Genomic DNA, 18325 nt, shown 5'->3' with positions numbered 1-18325 from the left:
CCCACGCCAGCGGCACGGCGTGCGCCGGCGCCGGTGCGCCAACAGCGGGCGCGGCACGCCGGCGGAGCCTCAGGAGCCCGGGGTGATCCGGATCCCGAGCGTGCCGTCGCGGCCGCGGCGCAGCCGGCTGCCGAGCAGAGTGAGGCGGCCGGACAGGCCGTACTTGCGGGCGATGAGCTGGCGGATGCGGTCGGTCCCGGCCTGGTCCAGGATCTCCGCCGTGGCGGGGAGCTGGGCGCCGGTCGGGTGGCCGCGCAGGTCACAGGGGCCGGCGAGGACGTCGGGGCGGTTGCGGATGCGTTTCACCTTGCCGGTGTCCGCAGCCGTCCAGATGCCGAGGGCGTCGCCGTCGCGGACCACCCAGACCGGTGTCGAGACTCCCGTGCCGTTCTTGCGGTAGCTGGTGACAAGCAGGTACTTGCCTGCGGCGAGCGCGTCCAGCGGGGAATCGTCCATACCTGAATTCTAGGCCCTGTCCGGCCGGTCCTCTCGGGCCGAACCTGCCCCCGCCCGCGCTCCGGCGCCGGCCCGCTCCGCCGCCGCGTCAGGACAACTGGCCGTCGTAGTCCGGCAGTTTGAAGGTCCGCTCGGCGTGGCCGCCCACGAGGTCGGAGGTGTTGTTCCCGACGTTCGCGATGATCGTGTATCCCTGCGACTCGATCGCCGCGCGCCTGCCGGTCTTGTAGGCGCTGACCTCGTCGAAGAGGTCGGGCAGGCTGCGCACGTGCAGTCCGTCGACGGGGTAGCCGACGGCCTTGAGGTTCCACTTCGTCTCGCTAGCGATGATGCCCGGCCGCGCGGTCACGAAGAACACGGCGGCGCCCTGCGCGTGGGCGTAACGGGCCAGCGCCAGCGAGGCCTTGAGGGCCGGGGTGGGCAGCTCGTACCACGGGTGGAAGTCCGTCTCCAGCGCGGTGTTGTCGATGTCGAAGACGACCGCGAGTTTCTGCCCAGCGGGGTGCGCGGTGCGCTGCTGCACGTAGGGCTGTGCCTGGTCGATGACGGCCTGGACGTCACGCTGCCAGGTGGCGTAGTCGATGTCGGCCGCCTGCGCCGGCGCCGCGCTCACGGCTGCCGCGCGCGGGGCCGCAGCGGCGGCCCCCGTCGCGCCGGCGGTTCCGCCGAGGCCCAGCGCCACGACCACCGAGATGGCACCGATCCGACGCCCCGCACCGCGTGCTCTCATGTCCGTCCCCTTCGTCGACCCGGAGCGGCGAGGATAGACCTCCCACGCCGCGTCAGCCATGGTCACGACAAGAAGTGGAGAGCAGGCGACGCGAAAGTTACCTCTTGGTAGAGAGTTGTCCGGCCGCTGCGGCCATCCGGCGCACCGCCTCCGTGATCAGCTCCGGCGAGGTCGCCAGATTCAGGCGCGCGTGGCCCGCGCCGCCGGTCCCGAAGGGGAGCCCGGAGTTGAGGGCGACCCGGCCGCGCTCCAGGAAGACCGCCGCCGGGTCGTCGCCGAGGCCGAGGGCGCGGCAGTCCAGCCAGGCGAGGAAGGTGGCCTCCGCCGGGCGGTACCGCACCGCGGGCAGGTGCTCGGCCAGCAGGGCGGTGAGCAGCCGTCGGTTCTCGTCCAGGCCGGCCAGCAGGGCGTCGAGCCAGGCGGTGCCGTCCCGCAGCGCGGCGGTGTGGGCGATCACGCCGACATGGCTGGGACCGTGTCCGACCTCCTCCGGGAGGCGGGCCAGATCGTCCGCCGCCGCGGGGCCGGCGACGGCGACCGCGGCCTTCAGACCGGCGAGGTTCCACCCCTTCGACGCCGACATCAGGGACAGGCCGTTCTCCCCGCCGGGCACGGCGAGATAGGGCACGAAGCGTACGCCGGGGGCGACGAGCGGGGCATGGATCTCGTCGGCCACCACCCGGACGCCGTACCGGCCGGCCAGGGCGGCGACGGCGGTCAGCTCCACGGCGGTGTGCACGGTGCCGGTCGGGTTGTGCGGGCTGCACAGCAGGTACGCGGCCCGGCGCCCGCCCGCGACGGCCCGGCGGAAGGCGTCCTCCAGCGCGGCCGGGTCGATCCGGTGGCCGGGCCCGAGCGGTGCCTCCTCGACGCGCCGGTCCATGTGCTCCACGAACGCGAAGAACGGCGGGTACACCGGAGGGTTGACGACCACGGCGTCCCCGGAGCCGGTCACGAGTTTGAGCGCCTCGACGGTCCCGAGCATCACGTCGGGCACGACGGCCGTGCGCTCCACCGCGATCCCGTCCCAGTCCCACCGCTCGCGGGCGAACCGGGCCAGCGCCTCGGCGTACGCCGTGCCGGCCGGATAGCCGGTGTCGCCCCGCGCGAGCGCGTCCGTGACCGCCCGCACCACCGGCGCGGCCGACGGCACGTCCATCTCGGCCACCCACAGCGGCAGTACGTCGTCGGGATGGGTGCGCCACTTCATGCTCGTACGGCATCGGAGCTGGTCGAGGGAGAGTGCGCGAAGGGGATTCGGCTCGGCGGCCGCGTCCTGCGGAGTACTGGTCATGAGGCACCAGCGTAGGGGCCGCACGCCGGTCGGCGGCTGCGGCACAGGCCCTTCGGGGCGCCCGTGACGGCCGGCTGCCCGGTGCCGGCGGCCCGCTGAATGTGGGCGGCAACTCGGCAGTCTAGATTGCCTGTTGACCGAGTGACCCCAGTGACCCCAGAAACCCAGGAGCCGACCGTGCCCGAGAACCAGGCAGCCGCGGAACACCCCTCCGAGCCGGTGCGCAGCCGCATCGTCACCACACAGCCGCACACCGCGCGGATCTGGAACTACTGGCTCGGCGGCAAGGACAACTACGAGGTCGACCGCGCCGCCGGCGACCAGATCCGTCAACTGCACCCCGGCATAGGCGACTACGCCCAGGCCGACCGCCTGTTCCTGGGGCGGGCGGTACGGCATCTGGTCGCCGACCGCGGGATCAGGCAGTTCCTCGACATCGGCACGGGGCTGCCGACGGCGGACAACACCCACGAGGTCGCCCAGCGCCTCGCCCCCGACGCGCGGATCGTGTACGTCGACAACGACCCGCTCGTCCTCGCCCACGCCCGCGCGCTCCTGACGAGCACCCCGGAAGGCAGCACGGACTACCTCGACGAGGACCTGCGCAATGTCGACGCGATCCTCGAACACGCCGCCAGGACACTGGACCTGAGCCGGCCGGTCGGGCTGATGCTGCTCGGCGTCGTCATCTTCGTGAACGACGACGAGGAGGCGTACGGCATCGTGCGCCGCCTCCTGGACGCCCTCGCCCCGGGCAGCCACCTCGTCCTCTCGCACACCGTCACGAGCCCCGCGATGCCCGACGTGGACGCGGCCGTGGCCTTCTGGAACGAGCACGGCACCCCGAAGCTGACCCAGCGCACCCCGGAGGCGGTCGCCCGCTTCTTCGACGGGCTGGAACTCCTCGAACCGGGCGTGGTCTCCTGCTCGCGCTGGCGCCCGGAGCCGGTCTCCGGCGAGGAGCCGGAGGAGGTGGCCATGTTCGGCGGGGTGGGGCGCAAGCTCTGACGGCGTCCGTGCCGGGAGTCCTCGGCGCCGAGGGGTGAACACCGCGGCGCGTACGCACGTATGGAAGGGGGGCGTTCGACCGGCGCCCGGGCGGTGGTGACGCCGCGCAGCTCGGCTTCGGGAGCCATGGATGAGGCACGCACGACGACGGATCGTCCGACGGGGAGCGCGCTTCGCCGCCGTCGGCGGACTGCTCTGCGGTGGGCTGATGGTCACGCACGCCGTGGCGAGCGAGCCGTCCGACACCTCGCGTGCGCAGGGGAGTTCCGCGGCGTCCGCCGCCGACACGGGGTCCGGGCTGGTCGCGCGCCTCGGCACGGACCGCGCCGCGGGCAGTTGGATCGGCTCCGACGGCCGCCCGGTCGTGGGCGTCACGGACGCGGGGGCGGCGGCCGAGGTGCGGAAGGCCGGTGCCCGGCCCAGAATCGTCGACCACAGCCTGCGGGACCTCAAGTCCGTGACGGAGAGCCTGGCTTCGGCTCCCCGGGTGCCCGGCACCGCCTGGGCCGTGGACTACGCGCACAACGAGGTGGTGGTCCGGGGCGACAGCACCGTCTCCGCCTCCGACTGGTCCCGTATGACGAAGCTGGCCGACGGCACCGGGGACCGGGTCCGCATGGAGCGGATCCGGGGGGCGTTCACCACACGGCTCAACGGCGCGCAGCCGATCCTCTCGACCGGCGGGCGCTGTTCGGCGGGGTTCAACGTGACCGACGGGCGCGGTGAGTTCATCCTGACGGCCGGGCACTGCGGTCCGGCCGGCTCCGTCTGGTTCTCCGACACCAACGGCACCCGGCAGGTGGGGCGGACGGTGTCACGGTCGTTCCCCGGGGGTGACTTCTCGCTCGTGCGGTACGCGGACGGCCAGACCGGCACGGACAGCAACGTCGTCGCCATCGGCGGGGACCGCGGGGTGCGGATCACGGCGGCCGCCGATCCGGCGGTCGGCCAGCGGGTCTTCCGCAGCGGCAGCACCAGCGGGCTGCACGACGGCGAGGTGACCGCGCTCAACGCGACGGTCAACTACCCGGAGGGCACGGTCACCGGTCTCATCGAGACCACGGTGTGCGCCGAACCGGGCGACAGCGGCGGCCCGTTGTTCTCGGAAGGTGTCGCCCTGGGCGTGACGTCCGGCGGCAACGGCGACTGCGACGCGGGCGGCACGACGTTCTTCCAGCCGGTGACCAAGGCGCTCACCGCGCTCGGTGTGCGCCTGGCCGGACAGCAGGGTGCGTCGGCGGCCGGCGGTCAGGGTGCGCCGGCGCCCTCGGCCACGCAGGGTGCCGCCGTCGCGCCGGGTGCCGCGGCACCGGGCTCGGTCGAGCCGGTGGGCACGCCCGGCACCGCGGAGACGCTTGTGTCGCGGCTCACGGACCCCAGGAACATCGGGCCCGGCCTGCTGGTCATCGCGGGCAGCATCGTCGCCCTGGTCGCCACCCGGTACATCCGGACGGAACAGGACCGCAGCCGCTACCGCCGCCACTACGCGCAGAGTTGGGGATGATCTCCGCCGGGCGGCCGGGCCGGGGCACCGGCGGGCGTGGCCGCCCTGTGACGGCGGAGAGTGAGAAATCGGTCGGTGGGAGGCGCGCTCACGCAACCTGCGTGGTGCGCGGGGAGGCCGCTGCCCACTCGAGGACGAGCCGCTGGTACTCCCGCCGCTCGTCCATGGTCAGCGTCCCGCCCGTCCGGAACCAAAGAGCCCGGATCTCCTCGTTGACCTCGGCCGCGGAGCGCGCCGAAGCGGATTCAGGAGTGGTGGACATGATGTGAAGCATACGGGGCCGAGGGTGAAGACGATGTGAGTAAAGGCGCATTCAAGGGCATCCCGGACCGTGAAGCTGATCACTCCTGTCGGAACTGTCCCGTTCGTAACCGGGCGAACGGGCGCGGGCCCGCCGCCCACGGGACGGCCGGTCAGGTGCCGGGCTTGCGGCCGTACACGAACACGTCGTCGCCGTTCTTCAGCAGCGACCAGTAATTCTTCGCGGTGGTGGCGGTCATGTTGACGCAGCCGTGCGAGCCCGGCGGGTTCCACATGCTGACGCCGACGGAGTGGAAGGCCTGACCGCCGTCGAAGAACTGGCTGTAGGGCATCGGGACGTTGTAGATGCTCGAGACGTGGTCGATGTCACGCCAGTAGACCTTCTTCAGGCCCGTGCGGGTCTCGTACCCGTCGCGCCCCGTCCGCACCGGGACCGGGCCGTAGACGAGCGTGCCGCCGTCCTGGATCCAGCTCAGCTGGAGCGTCAGGTTCACGCAGGCGATGCGGCCCTTGTTGACGGGACACGCGCCGTCCCTGTTGGGGTTGCTCCCGACGGCCTTCTGCTTGTTCATGAGATCCATCACACCCCAGGTGACGGACCCCGCGTAGCCGATGTTCGGGCTGATGCCGTGCTTGGTCTGGAAGGCCTGGGTCGCCTTGCAGTCGGCGCTGGACTGCCTGCCGTCGACCGGGCGGCCGAGGAACTTCTCGACCTGCTTCTGATACGGGCCGGTCTGTGTGGTGCAGCTCGCGGCGTGCGCCGGCGAGGTGCCGAGCGCGAGCGAGAGCGGTGCGATCAGTCCGGTGATCCCGAGTGCGACGGCGCCCCGTCTGCGGATGTCCCCCATGGCAGGCCCTTCCCCTTCATTCGGTCTTGCGATCTCTGACACCTAGACCGACCGCCGGGGGAATCGGTTGTAGGTCCCCGCACGCTGCGACGGAACGGTGACATTACGCCTCGCCCCGGGCTCGGCGTGCAAAGGGGCCACTTTTCCCCGACTGGCCCCTGAATTCGGTGCAGTGGACTGCCTACCCTGCGGACATGCACCTCACTCTCGCCGAGGATCTGGCCCGCTTCCCCGCCCTCCTTCAGTCCGCGCGCGATCTCGCCGCCCGGGAGGTGGGCGGCCTCGCGGACCGGCCGGTCGCCCGGCCCGGGCAGGCGCCGGACGCCGAGCGGCTCCCGGCCGGGGGCGTCGGGGCCGAAGGTGCGCTGGCTCACTTCACCGAGCGGTGGGCACCCGGGTTCTCCGGCTCCGCCGGCCCCCGCTATCTCGGCTTCGTCACCGGGGGCGCGACTCCGGCGGCCCTGGCCGGCGACTGGCTGACCGGCGCGTACGACCAGAACGTGTCCGGCGCGGGAGACTCGTCCGCGACCGCCCTGGAGCGCGAGACGCTGGGCTGGCTGCGCGAGCTGTTCGGCTTGGGCGACGAACACGCCGGGGCCTTCGTGACCGGTGCGACCGTCTCCAACACCGTCGGTCTCGCCGTCGCCCGCGAGTGGCTCGGTGAGCGCCTCGGGGTCTGCGTCTCGCGGGAGGGCGCCGCGGCGCTGGGGCCCGTCGACGTACTGTCCGGCAGCCCCCACTCCAGCATCGCCAAGGCCCTGTCCGTGCTCGGCATCGGCCGGGAGCGGCTGCGCCGCGTTCCCGTACTCGCCGGGAACCGCGAGGCCGTCGACGTCGGGCGGCTGGCCGAGGCGCTCGACGCCCTCGACGGCCGGCCGGCCGTGGTGGTGGCCAACGCCGGGACCGTGAACACGGTCGACTTCGACGACCTGCGGGCGATCGCCGCGCTCAAGGAGCGCCACGACTTCTGGCTCCACGTCGACGCCGCCTTCGGCGGTTTCGCGGCCCTCTCCCCCGCGCACGCCCACCTCACCGACGGTCTCGACGCGGCCGACTCGGTCTGTGTGGACCTGCACAAGTGGCTGAACGTGCCCTATGACGCGGCCGTCCAGTTCACCCGGCGCCAGGACCTCCAGGTCCGGGTCTTCCACAACGCCTCGCCCTACCTGGGACTCCCCACCGGGGACCCCGACTTCCTGCATCTGACTCCGGAGAACTCACGGCGGCTGCGTGCCCTGCCGTCCTGGTTCTCCCTGCTGGCGTACGGGCGCGAGGGGCACCGCGAGATCGTGGAGCGCAACATCGCGCTCGCCCGGCGGCTCGGCGAGCGCATCGCGGCCACCCCGGGCCTGCGCCTCCTGGCGCCCGTGCGTCTCAACGTCGTCTGCTTCACCGCGGGCGACGCGACACGGGAACGGGTGCACGCACTCGCCGCGGCCGTCGCCGCGTCGGGCGAGACCTTCCTGACCCCGACCGTGTACGACGGGACGCATGCCCTGCGGGCCGCGTTCAGCAACTGGCGTACGTCGGAGGCGGACACGGACCTGGTGCTCGACGCCCTGGTGCGGGCCCTGGACACCCCGGAGCCGTGAGCGGTGCCCGTCCGCGCTCTCGTGACACGGGCGGGCCGGCTCAGTCACCGTGAGGCCGGACCGCCTGCCGCCAGCCGGTGTTGACCGCCGTGAGGCCGCCGTCCACGCACAGTGCCGTACCGGTGATCCAGGCGGCGTCCCGCGAGGCGAGGAAGGCCACGGCGGCGGCGATGTCCTCCGGCTCCCCCACCCGGCCCAGCGGGTACAGCTCCCCCGCCGCGGCGAGGTCGGCGTCCCGGCCCGCCCAGGCAGTGGTGCGGACCGTGCCCGGCACCACCAGGTTCACCCGCACTCCCCGCGGGGCCGCGTGCCCGGCGAGGGTGCGGGTCAGGGAGACGAGGCCCGCCTTGGCCGCGCTGTAGGCGTGGTTGCCGAAGTCCTGCAAGCCGTTGACGGAGCCGATGCCGACGACGGCGCCGCGGCCGGAGGCCACCAGGTGGGGCAGCGCGGCGCGGCAGCAGCGGTAGGCGCCGGTCAGCGTGAGGTCGAGATCGCGTGCCCAGACCTCGTCGGGCTCGTCCTCGAAGAGCGGCTGGTCCGGGGTGCACCCGTACGCGTTGTTGACCAGCACGTCCAGCGAGCCGAACGCCTCCACCGCGTACGCCACCGCCCGCTCCACGGAGGCCCGTTCGGCCACGTCGCACAGGAATGCCTCGGCCCGGCCGCCCGCCGCCCGGATCGCCCCCGCGGTCTGCTCCGCCTCGGCCGCGTCGATGTCGGTGACGAGGACCGAGGCGCCCTCCTCGGCCAGCCGACGGGCTGTCGCGGCACCGATCCCCCGGGCCGCGCCCGTGATGAGAACTCCGTACCCCTCGAAACGTCTCGTCGCAGTCATACGGGCGACCGTAGTGCTCCGGCGATCACCCCGACAGCCGCGTGCAGGGGTTCGAGCACCGCGCTCAGCGGTAGCCGGTCGGGTCCGCCGGCCCGCCCGGGTCCTGGACCTCGACCATGTAGCGCCAGGCGTCGGGGCGGCTGCCGTCGAGGTCGGTGAAGCCGTAGGTCCCGGCGAGCCCGCCGCTGGAGAGCGACTGGCCGTTCCAGCGGGCCCGTCCGGGGTCCGCGGCCAGGGCCGCCACCGCACGGCCGACGTAGCGGGGCGTCTCGGAGATGCCGAAGTGCGGGACGCGCTCCAGGGCGTCGCGCCAGTTGTCCTCGCTCACCCCGAAGTGCTCCAGCATCATCTCGGAGCGCAGCCAGCCGGGCGTGAGGGCGACGGCGGTGGCGCCACGCGGCCCGATCTCGTGGCCGAGGGCGAACGCCATGCGCAGGACGGACGACTTGGCGAGGTCGTAGAAGAAGGAGACGCGGTAGTTGGCGCGGTTGTACTCGGCGGTGCCGTCGGTCATCTCGACGACGAGGCCGCCGGGGTGACGCAGCAGCAGCGGCAGGGCGTGGTGGCTGGTGATCGCGTGGGTCTCGACCCCGAGCCGCAGCAGCCGCAGCCCGTTGTCGAGGTCGTGCTCCCAGACGGGGGTGTCCCACTCGAAGAGCAGTTCGCCGCCCCAGACGTCGTTGACGAGTACGTCCAGCCGGCCCCGCTCGTCCGCGATCCGGTCCACGAGCGCGCGGACCTCGGCCGGCACCAGGTGATCGGTGGGTACGGCGATGCCGTGGCCGCCCGCCTCGGTCACCAGGTCCGCGGTGTCCTCCAGGGTCTCCGGCCGGTCGTACTCCGAGCGCCGGGCGCGCGTACTGCGTCCGGTGACGTAGACGACGGCTCCGGCCGCGCCCAGCTCGACGGCGATTCCGCGGCCCGCGCCCCTGGTCGCCCCCGCGACCAGCGCGACCTTGCCGTCCAGCGCTCCTGCCATTTCCCGACCTCCCGTGTTCCGTGACACCACCTTGACCGACGCGGCGCGTCGGCCGGTGTCGCTCCGAGGGTGTCGTGGAAGGCGGACATCCTCTGTCGCCTTTTCCCGGCGACCTGCGGCGGGCTCGGGTCCCGACCGCGCGGGTTCTGGCTGCGCGGGTCCCGGCCGTACGGGGCCCGCACGGCCGGGGCGCCGGGCTCTCAGTGGCCGCGCGCGATCCACTCCTCCAGGTGCGGGGCCTCCGCGCCGACGGTGGTCGTCTCCCCGTGCCCCGTCCGCACCACGGTGTCCGCCGGCAGGCCGAGCAGACGCTCGCGGATGGACTGGACGATCGTCGGGAAGTGCGAGTAGGAGCGGCCGGTGGCTCCCGGTCCGCCCTGGAAGAGGGTGTCGCCGGTGAAGACGCTGCCCAGACCGGGGGCGTACAGGCAGACCGCGCCCGGGGCGTGGCCCGGTGTGTGCAGGACGGTCAGGTCGGTGCCCGCCACCTCGATGACCTGGCCGTCGGCCAGCCAGGCGTCGGGGAGCCGGCCGGGGTGGGTCTGCTTCCACAGGGGCAGGTCGTCGGGGTGCAGCCAGATCGTGGCGCCGGTCCGCTCGGCGAGGGCGGGCGCGGCGTCGATGTGGTCGTTGTGCGCGTGGGTGCACACGATGGCCCGCAGCGCGCGGTCGCCCACGGCTTCGGCGATCGCGGCGGCGTCGTGGGCGGCGTCGATGACGATCGCCTCGTGGTCGTCGCCGACGATCCAGACGTTGTTGTCGACGTCCCAGGTGCCGCCGTCGAGCGAGAACGTGCCCGAGGTGACGAGATGGTCGATGCGTGTGTGCGTCATCAGAACACCACCACCGAACGCAGGACGTCGCCCTGGTGCATCCGCTCGAAGGCCTGCTCCACCTCGTCCAGCGCGATCGTCTCGGACACGAACGCGCCGAGGTCCAGCCGGCCCTGGAGGTGCAGGTCGATCAGCATCGGGAAGTCCCGGGACGGGAGGCAGTCGCCGTACCAGGAGGACTTGAGGGATCCGCCGCGCCCGAAGACGTCCAGCAGGGGCAGTTCGAGTTCCATCTCCGGTGTGGGCACGCCGACGAGGACGACCGTGCCGGCGAGGTCGCGGGCGTAGAAGGCCTGCCGGTACGTTTCCGGGCGGCCGACGGCCTCGATGACGACGTCTGCGCCGAAGCCGCCGGTCAGTTCGCGGATGGCCTCAACGGGGTCGCTCTCACGGGAGTTGACCGTGTGCGTGGCGCCCAGTTCCCGGGCGGCGGTCAGCTTGCGGTCGTCGATGTCGACGGCGATGATCCGCGCCGCCCCCGCCAGCCGGGACCCCGCGATCGCGGCGTCGCCGACGCCGCCGCAGCCGATGACGGCGACCGAGTCCCCGCGTCCGACGTTGCCGGTGTTGATCGCGGCCCCGATGCCCGCCATCACGCCGCAGCCGAGCAGCCCGGCCACGGCGGGCGACACCGCCGGGTCGACCTTGGTGCACTGTCCGGCGGCGACCAGGGTCTTCTCCGCGAACGCGCCGATGCCGAGGGCCGGTGACAGCTCCGTGCCGTCCGTGAGGGTCATCCGCTGCCGGGCGTTGTGCGTGTCGAAGCAGTACCAGGGCCGCCCGCGCCGGCACGCGCGGCACTGTCCGCACACGGCACGCCAGTTGAGGATCACGAAGTCGCCGGGCGCGACGTCCGTGACATCCGGGCCGACGGACTCGACCACGCCGGCGGCCTCGTGGCCGAGCAGGAAGGGGAAGTCGTCGTTGATCCCGCCCTGTTTGTAGTGCAGGTCGGTGTGGCACACCCCGCAGGCCTGGATCCGCACCACGGCCTCGCCGGGCCCCGGATCGGGCACGACGACGGTCTCGACGCGCACCGGCTGATCCTTCCCCGGTGCGATCACGCCACGTACTTCCTGCGCCATGTGAGCAACCTTTCCTCGGTCGACGTTCCGTCGACCGACCCTACGGGGTGACCGGCCGGTAGCAGGCCAGGCGGCCCGGGGTCCCCGCCGCCGGCGCGGCCACCGGGCGACGTAGCCTGAGTGCCCCGCCCCGACTCCCCGAGGAGCGCCGTGAGCAGCGCCGTGTCCGAAGCCGACCCGCCCGCCTGGCGCCTGCTCCTCGGCTACGTACGGCCGCACCGGTGGGCCCTGTTGGCGGGCGCGCTGCTCGCGCTCGGCACCGGGGCCACCGGTCTGGTGCTGCCCCTGGTGGCCAGGGGACTTATCGACGACCTGGAGCACGACCGGTCCATCACCGGTGCCCTGCTGGGCATGTCGGTGCTGGTGGTCGCCAACGCGGCCGTGGGCGGGCTGGGTTCGTACGTCCTGCGGCGCACCGCCGAGTCCGTGGTGCTCGGCGCCCGGCGCACGCTCTCGTCGTATCTGCTGCGGCTGCGCGTCCCGGCGGTGGACCGCAGCGAGCCGGGTGACCTGATGGCCCGCGTCACCTCCGACACGACGCTGCTGCGGGAGGTCACCACGGACTCGCTGGTGGGTCTCGTTCACCGGCGGACTGACCCTCGTCGCGACGGTCGTCATGATGGGGTTCGTCGACCCGGTGCTGCTCTGCGTCACCCTCGCGGTGATCCTCGGCGCGGGCACCGTGCTCGGTGTCATCGTGCCGCGCATCAACCGGGCGAGCCGCCGGGCACAGGACGCGGTCGGCGTCATGGGTGCCGCGCTGGAGCGGATCCTCGGCGCGCTGCGCACGGTGAAGGCGTCCGGCGCCGAGGACCGCGAGGAGCGGACCGTCCACGCGGCGGCGCAGGAGTCGTGGCGGCAGAGCGTCAGCGCGGCCAAGTGGTCGGCCGCCGCGGGCAATACGGCCGGCCTGGCGATGCAGATCGCGTTCATCACGGTGCTCGCGGTGGGTGGCGCCCGGGTCGCGACCGGCAGCATCGACGTCGGCACGCTGGTCGCCTTCCTCCTCTACGTCTTCTATCTGATGTCGCCGGTCCAGCAGGTCGTCGGCGCGGTCACGCAGTACCAGAGCGGCGCCGCGGCCCTCGCCAGGATCCAGGAGGCACTGAGCCTGCCGGCCGAACCGGCCGCCCGGCCCGCGCCGTTGCCCTCCCCCGGCGCGGAACCGGCCGCGCTCGCCTTCGAGGACGTCCGCTTCCGGTACGCCGACGATCTGCCGTACGTCCACCACGGGGTGACGTTCGCCGTCCCGGCCCGGGGCATGACCGCGTTCGTCGGCCCCTCCGGCGCGGGCAAGACCACGGTGTTCTCCCTCATCGAGCGGTTCTACGACCCCGAGGCGGGCGTCATCAGCGTCGACGGCCGTCCGCTGGAGGAATGGGAGCTGCCCCGGCTGCGCGCGGCCATCGGCTATGTGGAGCAGGACGCCCCGGTGCTCTCGGGGTCGATGCGCGACAACCTGCTCCTCGGCAACCCGGACGCGGACGAGGCCGAGCTGGACCGGGTGGTGAAGACCACCCGTCTGGAGGGCCTGATCGAGCGGCTGCCGCTGGGACTCGACACGCTCGTCGGCCACCGGGGCACCAGGCTGTCCGGGGGCGAACGCCAGCGCGTGGCGATCGCCCGCGCCCTGTTGCGCCGGCCCCGTCTGCTGCTCCTCGACGAGGCCACCTCGCAGCTGGACGCCGTGAACGAGGCGGCGCTGCGCGACACGGTCGCCGACGTCTCCCGTACGACGACGGTCCTCGTGGTCGCGCACCGGCTGTCCACCGTGACGATGGCGGACCGGATCGTCGTGATGGACGCGGGCCGGGTCCGCGCGGTGGGCACCCACGGTGCACTCGTCGCCGGGGACCCGCTCTACGCCGAGCTGGCCGCCACGCAGTTCCTCGCGACCGCGGGCTGACCGCCGCTCGCCGGCTCGCCCCTGGCCGGACGGCCGGTGCCCGTCGGTGACGGAGCGTCAGAACGGGTAGTGCGCCTGCTGCGTGGCGACGGTCACCCAGCGTGTGCTGGAGAAGGCCTCGATGCCCCAGCGCCCGCCGAAGCGGCCGTAGCCGGACGCCTTGACGCCACCGAAGGGCGCGTGCGGCTCGTCGGCGACGGACTGGTCGTTGATGTGCACGATGCCGGTACGGACCCGGCGCGCGACGGCGAGCCCATGGGTGGCGTTCTCGGTGATCACGCCGCAGGTCAGCCCGTTGTCGGTGTCGTTGGCCGCGGCGACGGCGCTGTCGTCGTCGGTGAAGGTCTCGACCACGCAGACGGGGCCGAACGCCTCCGCGTAGTACAGCTCGGCTTCCTTCGGCACGTCGGTGAGCACGGTCGCCCGGTGCACCGCGCCCTCCGGTTCGCCGGCTCCGGTGAGGACGGTGGCGCCCTTGGAGACGGCGTCCTCGACGAGCGCGGCGACGCGCCGGGCGGCGGAGGCGCTGACGAGGGGGCCGAGGACGGTGTGCGGGTGCCCGGGGTCACCGGCCTTCAGCGAGGCGACCTTCGCGGTGAACTTTCGGGTGAACTCCTCGGCGAGGGACTCGTGGACGAGGACGCGGTCGCCCGACATGCAGATCTGGCCGGAGTTCATGAACACGCCGAAGGTGACGGCGTCGACGGCGTAGTCCACGTCGGCGTCGTCCAGGACGAGCACCGCGTTCTTGCCGCCCAACTCCAGTACGGCGGGTTTGAGATGGGTCGCGGCATGCGTACCGATGATGCGGCCGACGTCCGTGGAGCCGGTGAAGTTGACAGCGCGGACGCGGGGGTCGGCGATCAGCGTCTCGGCGATCTCGGCCGCGTCCTCACGCGCGTTGGTGATCACGTTCAGGACCCCGTCGGGGAGCCCCGCCTCCCGCAGCACGTCGGCGACCAGCAGGGCACAGGCGATCGGCGCGTCCTCACTGGCCTTCACGACGACGGTGTTGCCCGCGGCCAGCGGCGCCGCGACGGCCCGTACGCCGAGGATGACGGGTGCGTTCCACGGGGCGAAGGCGGCGACGACGCCCAGCGGCTCGCGCACCGCGAGTCCGAGCACGCCCTCTTCCTGGGCGCTGAGCACCTCGCCGCGCGGGGCGGTGATCGCGGCGGCGGCCTCGCGCAGGATGTTGGCGGCGAGCGCCACGTTGAAGTGCGCCCAGGGACGGGTGGCGCCCGCCTCCCGTGCCATCAGCTCCGCCACCTCGTCGCCCTTGGCGTCGAGGAGGTCGGCCGCCCTGAGGAAGACCGCCCGGCGGGCGAAGGGGGCGAGCGCCGCCCACGAGCCGAACGCCGCGTCGGCCGCGTCCACGGCCCGGGTGACGTCGCGCGGCCCCGCCGCGGCGACCGTCGCGTACACCTCGCCGGTGTAGGGATCGACGTCCTCGGCGGTGCGGCCCGAGGCGGCGGGAACGTCCTTGCCGCCGATCAGCAGTTCACGGGTGATGGCCATGGCGCGGATTCCTCCGGTGTCACTACGGCGGTACACATCCAGGATGCCCGGAATCCCCCGGGCGGAGCGGTCGCGGGGTGACCACTTCTGTTCGCGCAGTGAAATTTCATTCAACTAACCCCGAGGCTGCGACCCACCCGGAATGAGTCAAGGGCCCCCGGCCGGAGCGGGGGCCCTTGAAAATGGTGCGTCCGGATCCGGTGACCGTCCGGCGCGTCCGGTGCTAGCCGACGGGGAGCAGCCCGAAGACGGGGGCGACGAGGTCGGTTGCCTGGTGCAGCTGGTTGAGGTCGTGCAGTCGGTTGAGCCCCGCGAGCTGGCTGGAGACGTGCGGGAGCTGTTCCCGGTGCTGCGCCGGGACATTGCTCTGGGCGATCGCGTCGAGCTGGGCGACCGGGCTGATCGGCGCCACGCCCAGGGTGTCGGCACCGAGTGCGCTCGCGGCGGGGGCGGCGAGGCCCGTGGCACTGACGGCAAGACCAACGGCGGCAACGATGCGTCGTGTTGAGATCATGCCTTCAGCAACGGCCGCGGGCCCCGGCCGGACACGGCCGCGCCGGGCTCCTCACCCGAGAGGCGCACAGGACCGGCCGCGCTTGCCTCCCGCGTCGCGGGGGAGGACGCTCGAAGGAGAGGCCCTCGCGGCCCGCTCCCCGCCGGGCCGCGCCCTCGCGAGGAGGTCATCATGGGCACCGCAGCAAGCCCCGCGTTCGACACCGAAGCCCTGCGCCGGGGCATCGAAGGACACAGTGCGGCGACGCTTCTGTCGCTCTACGCGGACGACGCCGAGGTACGCGTCGTCGACCGCAACACGCAGCCCAGCCACCCGATGGTCGTGCACGGACGGGCCAGGATCGGCGAGATGCTGGACGACGTGTACAGCCGGGACATGACCCACAAGCTGGAGCAGTGCGTCATCGAGGGTGATCACGTCGCCTTCACCGAGTCCTGCGAGTACCCGGACGGCGTCAAGGTGCTGTCCCAGTCCATGGTCGCGCTGCGGGACGGCAAGATCGTCGATCACACACTGCTGCAGGCATGGGACGAGTAGCCAGGCAGTGGCCCTCGGTCCGGTTCACGTCCCGGCTGAGCTGGACCTTCTCCGCGCGGGCGACCCTGGGCAGGTCGCGTCCTGCTCCGCCCCGCCGGCCGGGACCGGTCTCGGCGGTCGGCCGGCGGGCGTCGCTCGGCCTGCTGCGGTCGGCACTGCGCACGGTGTCCCGCCGCCCGCGTTCCCCGGTACCACACGCCCCTCGCAGACGCCTGCCGCCGCGGTGAGCGGGCACGCGGGACCCCGGTCAGCGCATCCACGCGCTGTACGACATCACGTCACCCGCCTCGACGCCGTACTCGGGGGCGTCCTTCGTCACGGTGTCCTCCAGCCCGAGGACGGCGCCGGTCGCCGGATCGAGGATCAGCATCCGGCGCGTGGAATGCGCCGTGTCGTCGTACACGTACGCCTGCCCTTCGCGCCCCAGCCGGTCGGTGACCGCGCCGGCCGGGCGTAGCCCCGGAGCGTCGGCCAGGAGCCGCACGAGCGCGGCCGACTCGCGACCGCCCGGGGTCCAGTGGTCCAGCAGCACGGCGGTGGCGTCCAGCAGGCGGGGCGTGTTCATCGCCTCGACAGGGTCGATCTCCTCCAGATAGGCGCGCAGCCGGCGTCCGTCGTGCGGGGGGCGGGCCTCGGGAGGGGCGTCGCTCCAGCTCGGCGGGTAGGTACGCCGGCTGAGCACGTGTCCGTCCTCGACGGTGCGCGGCGTGTCGTCGCCGCCCGTGATGACGGGCCTGCCCGGACGGCGCGGGTCGGTCGCCACCACGAGTTCGGTGTGGCTGCCGTCCGCCTTCCAACGCACGACGCGTTCCTCGGGCAGGGTGAGCGGCGGCCGGGCGCCGGGGCCGCTCGTCATGGCAAGGCTCCAGGTCTGGACGTGCGTGCCCCGGCGCAGTCGTGGCGCGTCGGCGACCGACGCCGCCCGGTCGGCGACGCGGTCCAGGGGTACGGCGGCGGAACCCGTTTCCACGACGAGGGGGCGGGGTGCGGCGACGGCGGGAGGTGCCGTCGTCCCGGACAGCAGCAGGGTGAGTGCGAGGGCCGCCACGACGACGTTCGCGGCGATGCCCCAGGCCCAGCCGCGCAGCGGCGATGTGCCTCGGGCCGGTTGTGCGCCCAGCAGCAGGCGGTTCAGCCGGCGTTCGGCGTGGTGGTCCAGCGGCCGGTCCCGGAAGCGGGGATCGCCGGACGGCACCGGGTTGGCGCGGCGCAGCAGGTCGAGTTCGTCAGCCATGGCCGTGCTCCTTCGTGGTGTCGTGGCGGCGTGCCGGTGCTGCGAGCGCCTCGGCAGCCGGCTGGCGGCCGGGGCCGCACATGCGGTCGATCTCGGCTCTCAGGCGGCGGCGGGCACGGTGCAGCCGCATCGCCGCCGCCCGGCTGCCGCAGCCGAGCACGACAGCGACCTCGTCGATGCCGAGCTCCTCCCAGGCCGTGAGGCGCAGCACCTCCTGATCGGCGGTGGTGAGGCGGGCGAGCGCGTCGTGCACCCAGTCGCCGGGGCTCTCGGCGTCGGGGCTGTCCACCATCTGCCGGCCGTGCGCGGTCTCGTGATGGCCGAGCCGGTCGACGAGCCGTCGCCGGCGGCGGTAGCCCCGTACGGCGTTGGCCAGGCAGTTGCGGGCGACGCCGTAGAGCCAGGGCAGCGGGGCCCGCGGCAGTTCGGAACGCCGGCGCCAGGCGACGGTGAACACCTCCGCCACCACTTCCTCCACCTCGCTCGTCCGGCCGTCCAGTCGCCGCGCGACGTAGCGGCTGACCGCCCAGTAGTGCTCGCGATAGGCAGCGGCGAATGTCTCGTCGTCGCTCATGCTCCGTAGGTGTCCGGCAGGTCCGTGATCGTCACACCCGTAGGTGTGACGCTTGTCGCTCGGCCCCAGTGTGACGGCGGCGCGGGGTGCGGACACAGGCGGGGCATGGAGAGCAACACTGTGCCGGCGACGCGCACCGCGCCGCCCGCCCCCGTATCCGCGCGCCGCCCCGGAAGAACGGTGGTCAGGTGGCTGACCACCACGGACCACAAGACGATCGGCTCGCTGTACCTGATCACCTCGTTCGCGTTCTTCTGCATCGGTGGCGTCATGGCGCTGCTGATGCGTGCCGAGCTGGCGCGTCCGGGTCAGCAGGTCATGTCGAACGAGCAGTTCAACCAGGCGTTCACGATGCACGGCACGATCATGCTGCTGATGTTCGCGACGCCGCTGTTCGCCGGTTTCACGAACTGGATCATGCCGCTGCAGATCGGCGCGCCCGATGTGGCGTTCCCGCGGCTGAACATGTTCGCCTACTGGCTGTACCTGTTCGGCTCGCTGATCGCGGTGGGCGGTTTCCTGACCCCGCAGGGTGCGGCCGACTTCGGCTGGTTCGCCTACAGCCCGCTGTCGGACGCGGTCCGCTCGCCGGGCATCGGCGCGGACATGTGGATCAT

At 73.0% G+C, this 18325-nt stretch carries 18 protein-coding genes and 1 pseudogene; 6 read left to right on the top strand and 13 right to left on the bottom strand.

Going from position 1 to position 18325, the window contains the following annotated elements; genetic code table 11:
* Positions 1-69: 69 nt before the first annotated feature.
* The 3 genes from AC069T_RS26525 to AC069T_RS26515 form a co-directional block, all read right to left on the bottom strand.
* Positions 70-456: a PPOX class F420-dependent oxidoreductase gene (locus tag AC069T_RS26525; protein ID WP_478785119.1), complete on the bottom strand. Its 387-nt coding sequence runs from the start codon at positions 454-456 to the stop codon at positions 70-72.
* Positions 457-544: 88 nt separating this feature from the next.
* Positions 545-1186, bottom strand: coding sequence for an HAD family acid phosphatase (locus AC069T_RS26520; protein WP_478785118.1), 642 nt, complete (start codon positions 1184-1186; stop codon positions 545-547).
* Between the two features lie 97 nt (positions 1187-1283).
* Positions 1284-2480 carry a MalY/PatB family protein gene (locus AC069T_RS26515; protein ID WP_478785117.1) on the bottom strand — a complete coding sequence of 399 codons (1197 nt, stop codon included), beginning with the start codon at positions 2478-2480 and terminating at the stop codon, positions 1284-1286.
* Between the two features lie 177 nt (positions 2481-2657).
* Here AC069T_RS26515 and AC069T_RS26510 point away from each other — a divergent pair, with 177 nt between their 5' ends.
* The gene (locus AC069T_RS26510; RefSeq protein WP_478785116.1) at positions 2658-3488 is read left to right on the top strand and encodes an SAM-dependent methyltransferase; all 831 of its coding nucleotides are present in this window, start codon (positions 2658-2660) and stop codon (positions 3486-3488) included.
* 130 nt (positions 3489-3618) lie between these two features.
* Complete coding sequence (locus AC069T_RS26505) at positions 3619-4992, top strand: S1 family peptidase (protein ID WP_478785115.1); 1374 nt, start codon at positions 3619-3621, stop codon at positions 4990-4992.
* Between the two features lie 88 nt (positions 4993-5080).
* Here the strand turns inward: AC069T_RS26505 and AC069T_RS26500 are convergent, their stop codons facing one another.
* Both AC069T_RS26500 and AC069T_RS26495 read right to left on the bottom strand, forming a co-directional pair.
* The gene (locus tag AC069T_RS26500; RefSeq protein WP_358855046.1) at positions 5081-5266 is read right to left on the bottom strand and encodes a hypothetical protein; all 186 of its coding nucleotides are present in this window, start codon (positions 5264-5266) and stop codon (positions 5081-5083) included.
* Positions 5267-5405: 139 nt separating this feature from the next.
* Positions 5406-6101, bottom strand: a complete 696-nt coding sequence (locus tag AC069T_RS26495) for a L,D-transpeptidase (RefSeq protein ID WP_478785114.1) — start codon at positions 6099-6101, stop codon at positions 5406-5408.
* Positions 6102-6295: 194 nt separating this feature from the next.
* On the opposite strand from AC069T_RS26495, the gene AC069T_RS26490 reads away from it, so the two are divergent.
* Positions 6296-7693, top strand: coding sequence for a pyridoxal phosphate-dependent decarboxylase family protein (locus tag AC069T_RS26490; RefSeq protein ID WP_478785113.1), 1398 nt, complete (start codon positions 6296-6298; stop codon positions 7691-7693).
* A 40-nt stretch (positions 7694-7733) separates the two neighbouring features.
* Here AC069T_RS26490 and AC069T_RS26485 read toward each other — a convergent pair whose 3' ends face one another.
* The 4 genes from AC069T_RS26485 to AC069T_RS26470 form a co-directional block, all read right to left on the bottom strand.
* Complete coding sequence (locus AC069T_RS26485) at positions 7734-8528, bottom strand: SDR family NAD(P)-dependent oxidoreductase (protein ID WP_478785112.1); 795 nt, start codon at positions 8526-8528, stop codon at positions 7734-7736.
* 64 nt (positions 8529-8592) lie between these two features.
* Positions 8593-9507: an SDR family oxidoreductase gene (locus tag AC069T_RS26480; RefSeq protein ID WP_478785111.1), complete on the bottom strand. Its 915-nt coding sequence runs from the start codon at positions 9505-9507 to the stop codon at positions 8593-8595.
* Between the two features lie 200 nt (positions 9508-9707).
* Positions 9708-10340, bottom strand: a complete 633-nt coding sequence (locus AC069T_RS26475) for an MBL fold metallo-hydrolase (protein WP_478785110.1) — start codon at positions 10338-10340, stop codon at positions 9708-9710.
* A complete protein-coding gene (locus tag AC069T_RS26470) occupies positions 10340-11425 on the bottom strand; it encodes an S-(hydroxymethyl)mycothiol dehydrogenase (RefSeq protein WP_478785109.1) in 1086 nt (361 codons plus the stop codon). Before AC069T_RS26470 ends, AC069T_RS26475 begins: the two co-directional genes overlap by 1 nt.
* A gap of 150 nt (positions 11426-11575) precedes the next feature.
* Here AC069T_RS26470 and AC069T_RS26465 point away from each other — a divergent pair.
* A pseudogene (locus tag AC069T_RS26465) lies at positions 11576-13331 on the top strand (ABC transporter ATP-binding protein).
* 57 nt (positions 13332-13388) lie between these two features.
* Here the strand turns inward: AC069T_RS26465 and AC069T_RS26460 are convergent.
* On the bottom strand, positions 13389-14849 hold the full coding sequence (locus AC069T_RS26460; protein WP_478785108.1) for an aldehyde dehydrogenase family protein: 1461 nt from the start codon (positions 14847-14849) through the stop codon (positions 13389-13391).
* Positions 14850-15072: 223 nt separating this feature from the next.
* A complete protein-coding gene (locus tag AC069T_RS26455) occupies positions 15073-15363 on the bottom strand; it encodes a hypothetical protein (RefSeq protein ID WP_358855037.1) in 291 nt (96 codons plus the stop codon).
* 171 nt (positions 15364-15534) lie between these two features.
* Between AC069T_RS26455 and AC069T_RS26450 the strand changes: the two genes are divergently transcribed.
* On the top strand, positions 15535-15900 hold the full coding sequence (locus AC069T_RS26450) for a nuclear transport factor 2 family protein (RefSeq protein ID WP_478785107.1): 366 nt from the start codon (positions 15535-15537) through the stop codon (positions 15898-15900).
* 247 nt (positions 15901-16147) lie between these two features.
* Here AC069T_RS26450 and AC069T_RS26445 read toward each other — a convergent pair whose 3' ends face one another.
* A complete protein-coding gene (locus AC069T_RS26445; protein WP_478785106.1) occupies positions 16148-17134 on the bottom strand; it encodes a CU044_5270 family protein in 987 nt (328 codons plus the stop codon).
* Positions 17127-17708 (bottom strand): RNA polymerase sigma factor, encoded by a 582-nt coding sequence (locus AC069T_RS26440; RefSeq protein WP_478785105.1) that lies wholly within the window; start codon positions 17706-17708, stop codon positions 17127-17129. Before AC069T_RS26440 ends, AC069T_RS26445 begins: the two co-directional genes overlap by 8 nt.
* A 105-nt stretch (positions 17709-17813) precedes the next feature.
* Between AC069T_RS26440 and AC069T_RS26435 the strand changes: the two genes are divergently transcribed.
* The coding region (locus AC069T_RS26435) for a cbb3-type cytochrome c oxidase subunit I (protein ID WP_478785104.1) at positions 17814-18325 on the top strand (512 nt) is incomplete at its 3' end.

The organism is Streptomyces sp. NPDC043867 (genome assembly GCF_056435845.1).
The sequence above is the reverse complement of the archived record's forward strand: the minus strand, read 5'-3'. Positions and strand labels throughout refer to the sequence as shown.

What these genes read in the sequence shown, in the direction of transcription:
- AC069T_RS26445 (WP_478785106.1), bottom strand. Translation starts at nt 17,134, where the DNA reads ATGGCTGACGAACTCGACCTGCTGCGCCGCGCCAACCCGGTGCCGTCC.
- AC069T_RS26505 (WP_478785115.1), top strand. Translation starts at nt 3,619, where the DNA reads ATGAGGCACGCACGACGACGGATCGTCCGACGGGGAGCGCGCTTCGCC.
- AC069T_RS26455 (WP_358855037.1), bottom strand. Translation starts at nt 15,363, where the DNA reads ATGATCTCAACACGACGCATCGTTGCCGCCGTTGGTCTTGCCGTCAGT.
- AC069T_RS26470 (WP_478785109.1), bottom strand. Translation starts at nt 11,425, where the DNA reads ATGGCGCAGGAAGTACGTGGCGTGATCGCACCGGGGAAGGATCAGCCG.
- AC069T_RS26515 (WP_478785117.1), bottom strand. Translation starts at nt 2,480, where the DNA reads ATGACCAGTACTCCGCAGGACGCGGCCGCCGAGCCGAATCCCCTTCGC.
- AC069T_RS26450 (WP_478785107.1), top strand. Translation starts at nt 15,535, where the DNA reads ATGGGCACCGCAGCAAGCCCCGCGTTCGACACCGAAGCCCTGCGCCGG.
- AC069T_RS26440 (WP_478785105.1), bottom strand. Translation starts at nt 17,708, where the DNA reads ATGAGCGACGACGAGACATTCGCCGCTGCCTATCGCGAGCACTACTGG.
- AC069T_RS26485 (WP_478785112.1), bottom strand. Translation starts at nt 8,528, where the DNA reads ATGACTGCGACGAGACGTTTCGAGGGGTACGGAGTTCTCATCACGGGC.
- AC069T_RS26480 (WP_478785111.1), bottom strand. Translation starts at nt 9,507, where the DNA reads ATGGCAGGAGCGCTGGACGGCAAGGTCGCGCTGGTCGCGGGGGCGACC.
- AC069T_RS26475 (WP_478785110.1), bottom strand. Translation starts at nt 10,340, where the DNA reads ATGACGCACACACGCATCGACCATCTCGTCACCTCGGGCACGTTCTCG.
- AC069T_RS26520 (WP_478785118.1), bottom strand. Translation starts at nt 1,186, where the DNA reads ATGAGAGCACGCGGTGCGGGGCGTCGGATCGGTGCCATCTCGGTGGTC.
- AC069T_RS26500 (WP_358855046.1), bottom strand. Translation starts at nt 5,266, where the DNA reads ATGCTTCACATCATGTCCACCACTCCTGAATCCGCTTCGGCGCGCTCC.
- AC069T_RS26490 (WP_478785113.1), top strand. Translation starts at nt 6,296, where the DNA reads ATGCACCTCACTCTCGCCGAGGATCTGGCCCGCTTCCCCGCCCTCCTT.
- AC069T_RS26525 (WP_478785119.1), bottom strand. Translation starts at nt 456, where the DNA reads ATGGACGATTCCCCGCTGGACGCGCTCGCCGCAGGCAAGTACCTGCTT.
- AC069T_RS26495 (WP_478785114.1), bottom strand. Translation starts at nt 6,101, where the DNA reads ATGGGGGACATCCGCAGACGGGGCGCCGTCGCACTCGGGATCACCGGA.
- AC069T_RS26460 (WP_478785108.1), bottom strand. Translation starts at nt 14,849, where the DNA reads ATGGCCATCACCCGTGAACTGCTGATCGGCGGCAAGGACGTTCCCGCC.